Origin of the sequence: Kitasatospora sp. NPDC007106, from assembly GCF_040634455.1 — a bacterium.
In the GTDB taxonomy this organism is placed as follows: domain Bacteria; phylum Actinomycetota; class Actinomycetes; order Streptomycetales; family Streptomycetaceae; genus Kitasatospora; species Kitasatospora arboriphila.
On the sequence record NZ_JBEYFP010000271.1, the window covers coordinates 1 to 7,638 of the forward strand.

Below are 7,638 nucleotides of genomic sequence, written 5' to 3' on the forward strand. Positions count from 1 at the left end.
CGCCGCCGAACAATTCTTCTGAGAAGCCCCGCCCGGGGACACCGGGCGGGGCTTCTCGCATTTCCGGGTTCGGCACGGCCAGCCAGGAGGTGGTGCTAGGTCCACCCCAAAGATGGGTGTCACAGCCAATGTGCTGCGATGACCCCAGCCAGGAAACTGATGCCGTGGCCAGTCGGACGTCGATGTCAGGAGCAGCACCGTGGCAGTCACAACTTCCCTCGAAGGGATGAAGGTGGTCGGTCGGGGAGCGTCGGGGCGGCTCCGGGCGAGCGTCCGGGCGGTGGGCCGGTCCGCGATCGCTGCTGGCGGCGCGAGCCTGAGCGTCCTGTTGCCGTTCATGGTCGTGGTCGTCACCGGCGGTGTGACGGCCCGGATCTTCGAGACCTTCGAGTTCTTCCCGTTCTGCGTGTTCGTGACGGTGATGACCACCGGTCTGCTGGCGGTCTACCAGTGCTCCCGCCACAGCGCGGGCTGGACGAGGGCTCAGGTCCGGCGCTGGTGCGGGATCACCGTCCGGGCGGAGTACTCGCCCATGCCGCCGCTGGAGCGTGACGAGCGCGGCCACTGGTGGACGGGCTTCTCCTACCACCGCCGGCACGGTGTGGCCCGGGTGGCCCGTTTCGTGCACTGGAGCGTGCGGGACGCCACGACCAGGCGGGACGCGATCTGGTGGCTCCTCAACCCCTGGTCCGCGACGTTCTTCCTGGTGCCGCCGGTGCTGATGCTCGGTGGTGGGGCGGTCTTCGCACTCGTCTCCGCCGTCGACGGTGGGCTGGGCAGCAGCCACCCGCTGAAGTCCGTCATGTCGCTCCTGCTCGGCGTGCTGGTGTCGGTGGTGGGTCTCCTGGTCACGCCGTACGCACTGCGTGCCCACCTCGACGTCGCCGCACGGGTGCTGGAGCCGGGTCGGTGGGCCAGCAACACCCAGCTGAAGCGCCGGGTCGAGGAGCTGACCCTGACCCGTGCCGATGCCCTGGGCGACCAGGCGGCGGAGCTGCGGCGGATCGAGCGGGACCTGCACGACGGCGCCCAGGCGAGGCTGGTGGCGATCGGCATGACACTCGGCACGATCGAGCACCTGATGGAGACCGACCAGGCCGCGGCCCGCGAGTTGCTCTCCGAGGCCAGGCAGTCCTCCGCCAAGGCGCTCCAGGAACTGCGCGACCTCGTGCGGGGCATACACCCGCCGGTCCTGGCCGAGCGCGGGCTGGGTGATGCGGTGCGATCGCTGGCCCTGGACAGCCCGTTGCCCACCGAGGTCACCGTCTGCCTGCCGGAGCGACCCGAGCCGCCGGTGGAGGCCGCCGTCTACTTCTGCATCAGCGAACTGCTCGCCAACGCCGCCAAGCACTCGGGGGCACGACGGGTCTGGGTGGACATCCTCCACCGGGCCGGCCTGCTCCGAGTCACGGTCACCGACGACGGCTGCGGGGGCGCTCAGCCCGGCCGGGGGAGTGGGCTGCGCGGCATCGAGCGGAGGTTGGGTACCTTCGATGGCACGCTCTCGCTGAGCAGCCCGCCCGGCGGGCCGACGACCATCACCATGGAGTTGCCGTGCGCGTTGTCCTCGCCGAGGATCTCTACCTCCTCCGACAAGGGCTGATCAAGCTCCTGGAGGTGCACGGCTTCACCATCGCGGCGGCGGTCGAGACCGGTCCCGAGCTCTTGGAGGCACTGCTCAACGAGAAGCCCGACGTCGCCGTGGTGGACGTCCGGCTTCCGCCCACGCTGACCGACGAGGGGCTACAGGCGGCGCTCGCGGCCCGGCGGCAGGTCCCCGGCCTGCCGGTCCTCGTCCTGTCGCAGCACGTCCAACAGCTCTACGCGCGGGAGCTGTTGGCCGACGGCTCCGGCGGCGTGGGGTACCTGCTGAAGGACCGGGTGTTCAACGCCGAGCAGTTCGTCGACGCCGTCCGCCGGGTGGCGGCCGGCGGTACGGCGATGGACCCGGACGTGATCGCCAAACTGATGGAGAGCCGGGCCGGTTCGGGCCCGCTCCAGCGGCTGACACCCCGGGAGCGGGAGGTGCTGGAGTTGATGGCGGAGGGCTGTTCCAATTCCGCCATCGCCGCCCGACTCACCGTCAGTGACGGTGCGGTGGCGAAACACATTGCCAATATCTTCACGAAATTGGAGCTGGCACCGGCCGAGGACGCCAACCGCCGTGTCCTGGCGGTGTTGGCGCACCTCAACGGCACCCCGCAGCGGACACCGGCGTCCGGGTGGGAGGCGTGATGAAACGCGTGTACGAGTAGTATCCGGTGGGCCGAGACGGTCCACAGCACGGAGACCCCGTGTCCGGCCGAGGGTGGATTCGGCAGTAACGGTCGCTTACGGCAGCAGCCGGTCCCCAGGGGTTGATCTACTACATGGCACGCCCGTCCCTCACTCGCGCTCATCGGGCACTACTCGGCGTGGTCGCCGCCGGTGCCTGTCTGATTTCCGGCATCGGTTTCGCCGGCTCGTACAACGCGGTGCGCGAACTCGCGATGGAGAAGGGCTTCGGTGCCTTCTCCTACGCCTTCCCGATCGGCGTCGACGCCGGCATCGTCGTGCTGCTCGCGCTGGACCTGGTCCTGACCTGGCTGCGCATACCCTTCCCGCTGCTGCGGCAGACGGCCTGGCTGCTCACCGCCGCGACGATCGCGTTCAACGCGGCGGCCTCCTGGGGCGACGCCCTCGGCATGGCGATGCACGCGGTCATCCCGGTGCTGTTCGTCGTGGTCGTCGAGGCTTCCCGGCACGCGGTGGGCAGGATCGCGGCGATCACCGCCGACCGCCACATGGAGTCGGTGCGCCTGATGCGCTGGGTCCTCTCGCCGGTGCCGACCTTCCGCCTCTGGCGCCGCATGAAGCTGTGGGAGCTCCGCTCCTACGACGAGACGGTCCGGCTGGAGCAGAACCGGCTGGTGTACCGCGCGCAGCTGAGGTTCCGGTACGGCCGCGGCTGGCGCCGGTCCGCTCCCTTCCAAGCGCTCCTGCCGCTCAAGCTGGCGAAGTACGGCGTGCCGCTCGACCCGGGCATCCTCGACCGGATCGACGGTCCGCTCGAGGTGACGAAGGGCGAGGCCTCGCCCGCCGGTCCGGCTGCGGTGTCGGCCGCCGTGGCGGTGCCGACCCTGGCCAAGCTGGCCGCGGTCCGGCTGCGGGACGCGCAGGAGCCGGAGCACGACGGCACGCCGGTCTCCGAGCCGGAGGCCGCCCAGGCCAACGTCTGGATGGCCCGTGCGGTCCGCAGGTACTCGCAGCCGTCCGACGACGCCGAGGCGCCGGGTGCCCGGATGTCCCCGTGGTTCAAGCCGCCGCGGGCGGCGGAGCCGCGGCCCGTCGGACCCCAGGCCGGCCCGATGGGCGACCTGCCGCCGTCCGGTCCGCAGGTCCTCGGCGGTCCGGCCCAGGGCGAGCGTCCGGGCCGTCCGGTGCCGGGTGCCGTGGGCCGTCCCCAGGCCGGGCCGCAGCAGGGCACGGCCCGCCCCGCCCCCGGACAGGTGTCTCCTGGTCGGCTCGGTCGTCCGATCCGCCTGGAGCAGACCGTCCACGCCGAGTCCGAGCAGTTCCAGCAGGACGTGCGCCGCTTCGCGCGGGACGGGGCCGTGGCGGAGCCGCTGCCCTTCGACCAGGCCGAGGCCGACCGCGCCGAGCTGGCGGATCTGGACTTCGATGCCGAGGGCGTCGAGTCCGCCGGAGGGCAGGGCGGTCGCCGTTCCGGTGCCGACCCGCTCGACCCGGACGTCTGCTTCGACGCGCTGATCTCGTACATCGACACCTACGAGCAGCAGCCCGACCCGCAGAGCCTCGCCGAGTTCCTGACCTCCGAGTACGGGGTCACCGGCTCGCGCCCGGACGGTTCGGTGAACCCCGCGGACGTGAACCGCATCTGGGCCCAGCTGCAGAACCGCTACGTCAGCTCCGGCCGCGAGTAGCCGCCACCGGCTGCGGGCACACGCCGGGTCACCGGCGCAACCGTGCATCACCACAACCCCACGCACCCCCCGGACGACTCCGACCGGGGGGTGCGCCATTGACGCCCCGGCGCGGCGAACACTACCGTCGCCTCAACAATTTGTTGAAGCGCTGGTGCGGTGTGCGGCCGGCGCGTCGTGGAGGAGTTCTGATGGCGCAGGTCGAGCTGAACGGCACCGTTCCCGCAGGTGGGGCCTCGTTCTCCGACGCGGCCCGGACGGCCGTGGCCGCCCTGCTGGCCCCGATCGACGCCGAGCTGGCCCGCCGCTACCCGGGGGACTCCGGCAGCCGGCAGCCCGTGCACACCGTGTACGTCCCGGCCGACGCCTTCGGCGCCGACACGGTGGACGACTGGGGCCGCCGGGCGCTGGAGGCGTTCGACACGCACGCCGCGACGCCGGAGCAGCTCGCGCAGGCGCTCGGGGTCCCCGCGGACGCCCTGCTCGCCGACGTGCACGCCCGCGTCCGGGCGAAGCTGGAGCGGGAGCCCGTCGAGGACCTGCGGATCGACTTCGAGGACGGCTACGGCCCCCGGCCGGACGCCGAGGAGGACGCGGCCGCGGTACGGGCCGCCCGTCTGGTGTCCGAGGCGGTGGCCGGCGGGGCGGCCCCGCCGTACATCGGCATCCGGATCAAGTGCATGGAGGCGGCCGTCCGCGACCGCGGCATCCGCACCCTGGAGCTGTTCCTCGCCACGCTGCTCGCCGGAGGCGGCCTGCCCGACGGGCTGGTGCTGACCCTGCCGAAGGTGACCTACGCCGAGCAGGTCACGGCGCTGGTCCGGCTGCTGGAGGACTTCGAGCGGCGGGCGGGGCTGCCCGTCGGCCGGATCGGGTTCGAGATCCAGATCGAGACGACGCAGGCCATCCTCGGCGCGGACGGCCGTGCCACGGTGGCCCGCATGATCGACGCCGCCGAGGGCCGGGCGACCGGCCTGCACTACGGCACCTTCGACTACAGCGCCGCCTGCGGGGTCAGCGCGGCGTACCAGAGCATGGACCACCCGGTGGCCGACCACGCCAAGGCGGTGATGCAGGTCGCCGCGGCCGGCACCGGCGTGCGGCTGTCCGACGGCTCCACCAACGTCGTCCCGACCGGCTCCACCGAGCAGGTCCACGCGGCCTGGCGGCTGCACCACGGCCTCGTCCGCCGTTCGCTGGCCCGCGCCTACTACCAGGGCTGGGACATGCACCCGGCGCACCTGCCGACCCGCTACGCCGCGGTCTACGCCTTCTACCGCGAGGGCCTGGAGGCGGCCGCGGCCCGGCTCGCCGCCTACGTGGCCAAGGCCGGCGGCGACGTGATGGACGAGCCGGCCACCGCCCGCGCGCTCAGCGGCTACCTGCTCCGCGGCCTTGACTGCGGGGCCGTCGACCCGGCGGAGGTCGCCCGGCTCACCGGCCTCGACCGCGCCGCGCTGGACGCACTCGCCGGGCGCTGACCGGCGGCGTCCGGCAGCCCGGGCGGGGAGGCGGCGATCCCACGGCCGGTCCGGCACCGAACCGGTGCAGGACCCGGAGCGTTAGGCTGGCGGGACACCCCGTGCGGGACGACCGGTGCGCCGCCGCGGCAGCGCCGTCGCCTGCTGCCCGCCGCCCCCCACCTGCCCGGAGACCCGTCCCGCCATGTCGGAGCCCAGCCCGAAGCCGTACCTGACCGTCCGGGGCGCCGGCAGCCACGAGATCGAGATCAAGAAGTCCCGCTTCATCTGCCACCTCGCCCGGGTCGCCGACGAGGACGAGGCGCAGGCCTTCATCGCCGCGATCCGCAAGCAGTACTGGGACGCCCGGCACAACTGCACCGCCTTCGTGGTCGGCGAGGACCAGCGGCGCGAGCGCTCCAACGACGACGGCGAGCCGAGCGGAACGGCCGGTGTGCCGATGCTGGAGGTGCTCCGGCGGCGCGGCCTGACCGACACGGCGGCGGTGGTGACCCGCTACTTCGGCGGGATCAAGCTCGGCGCGGGCGGACTGGTGCGGGCGTACGGCAGCGCGGTCTCCGAGGCCGTCGACGCGATCGGCCTGCTGGAGCGCCGTCCGGTGGCCCTGTTCACCGTTCCGGCCGACCACACCAGGGCCGGACGGCTGGAGAACGACCTGCGTGCGGCGGGGTACGAGGTGCGCGACCTGGCCTACGAGGCCGCCGGGGTGCGGATCGAAGTGGGGGTGCCGGAGGCCGGGGTGACGGACTTTCACGCCTGGCTCGCCGAGGCCACCGGCGGCTCCTCCAGCGCGGCGCCGGCGGGGTGGAGCCACCGCGAACTGCCGATTGAGTGACACTCGAACGAATTAACCATGCCCGGAGTCGGAACTTCCGCTCCGGGCGTCTCCGTTTCCAGCACAAGGACGTCGCGCCGACACCCGCCGGCCGATGCCGGACATCCAGCCCATCGATGGAGGACCGCAGACCCGACCCCTGCACCACGGGAGGTACCGAGCATGACATCAGACCACGCCCCGACCTCCGGCCGCCCAGCCGAACCACCGGGCCTGCCCAGGCAGGCCGACCAGTCCGGACGCGCCATTCCTTACCGGACGACCCTCACCACCGCGCTGCCCTTCGACGACGTCCTCGCCCTGGTGGACGAGGCACTCGCCGTCTGGCTCAAGCAGGAGGGCCACGACGAGCCCCCGCCGGCCGACCGGTCCCCGAGGACGGAACGGCTCAGACTCGGCGAGCGCGTGCTCCTGGACCGCGACACCGGGCCACTGCCGGTGTCCGCCGAGGCACCGGCCACGCCCACACCTGCCACTGCTTCCGACACCACCACCCCCGACCACGGCTCCGACCACGGCCCCGGCCGGGGCCTTGCTTCCGGTGGCACCCCTCCGGTGGGCCCCACCGGCCGCTACGCCCGACGCCGGCTGCGCACCCCGGACGGCGCACACCGCACCCACCTGCTGACCGTCACCATCGCCACAGCCGTTCCCACAGCCACCCCCACAGATGCTCCCGCAGTTGCTCCCACCGGCACTCCGACGGCCGCCGGCGGCGAGGAGCCCCTCGTTCTCCGGCTGGAGGCGGAGCACCTCACCTCCGGTCCGCCGGTCCGCAGCCCCGGCCGGGTGCCGGTGCCCGAGGTCGCACGGATCCTGCTGCCCCTGCTCGACGCCCACGACGGCCCCGCACCGCTGACGGCCCAGCCGCGGGTCGTCACCCCCGCCGAGGTCGACGACCTGATCGACCAGCTCTGCGACCCGGAGCGGCGCCTGGCCGCCGTCGTCGCGAGCGTGCCCCCGTCCACCCCGCTGGAAGAGTGGCTGGCCGACCAGGTGCAGCCGGTGCTGCACCAGCTCACGGGCCTGGCCTCGCTGCACGTCCTCGACCACGCCGCCCTGCCGCTGTTCAACGTCGCCTTCGAGTTCCACAAGGTCTACGGGGGTGCGGTGCGCACGTACCTCCCCGAGGTCGATCCGGCTTCCCGTGCGGACGCCGGACGGCACCAGGTGCTCGCCACCCGCCGGATGTCGGAGGACACCCGCCGGGCGGCCGGGCTGCTGGCCCGCGAGCCCCGGCAGATCGCCGCCGGAATCCCCGTACCGCCGGCCCTGGCCGCCGTCCCCCCGCTGATCGTGCCGCCGGAGCACCGGCAGCCCGTGCGCTCCAGGACGGCCTCCGAGGCGCCGCGCCCCCGGGCCGACGATCGCCGCCGCCGCAGCGCTCCGCGCCCGGCCC

The 7,638-nt window shown here is 73.2% G+C and carries 5 protein-coding genes and 1 pseudogene; all 6 read left to right on the top strand.

Going from position 1 to position 7,638, the window contains the following annotated elements; genetic code table 11:
- Positions 1–199 precede the first annotated feature (199 nt).
- Positions 200–1,603, top strand: coding sequence for a sensor histidine kinase (locus ABZ641_RS20405; protein WP_344626953.1), 1,404 nt, complete (start codon positions 200–202; stop codon positions 1,601–1,603).
- Complete coding sequence (locus ABZ641_RS20410) at positions 1,555–2,235, top strand: response regulator transcription factor (RefSeq protein ID WP_344626954.1); 681 nt, start codon at positions 1,555–1,557, stop codon at positions 2,233–2,235. Before ABZ641_RS20405 ends, ABZ641_RS20410 begins: the two co-directional genes overlap by 49 nt.
- A 134-nt stretch (positions 2,236–2,369) precedes the next feature.
- A complete protein-coding gene (locus ABZ641_RS20415; protein WP_359983626.1) occupies positions 2,370–3,923 on the top strand; it encodes a DUF2637 domain-containing protein in 1,554 nt (517 codons plus the stop codon).
- Positions 3,924–4,114: 191 nt separating this feature from the next.
- Positions 4,115–5,404 carry an aldolase/citrate lyase family protein gene (locus ABZ641_RS20420; RefSeq protein ID WP_344626956.1) on the top strand — a complete coding sequence of 430 codons (1,290 nt, stop codon included), beginning with the start codon at positions 4,115–4,117 and terminating at the stop codon, positions 5,402–5,404.
- Positions 5,405–5,588: 184 nt separating this feature from the next.
- Complete coding sequence (locus ABZ641_RS20425) at positions 5,589–6,239, top strand: YigZ family protein (protein ID WP_359983629.1); 651 nt, start codon at positions 5,589–5,591, stop codon at positions 6,237–6,239.
- A 162-nt stretch (positions 6,240–6,401) separates the two neighbouring features.
- Positions 6,402–7,638, top strand: a pseudogene (locus tag ABZ641_RS20430) (hypothetical protein); the annotation flags it as partial.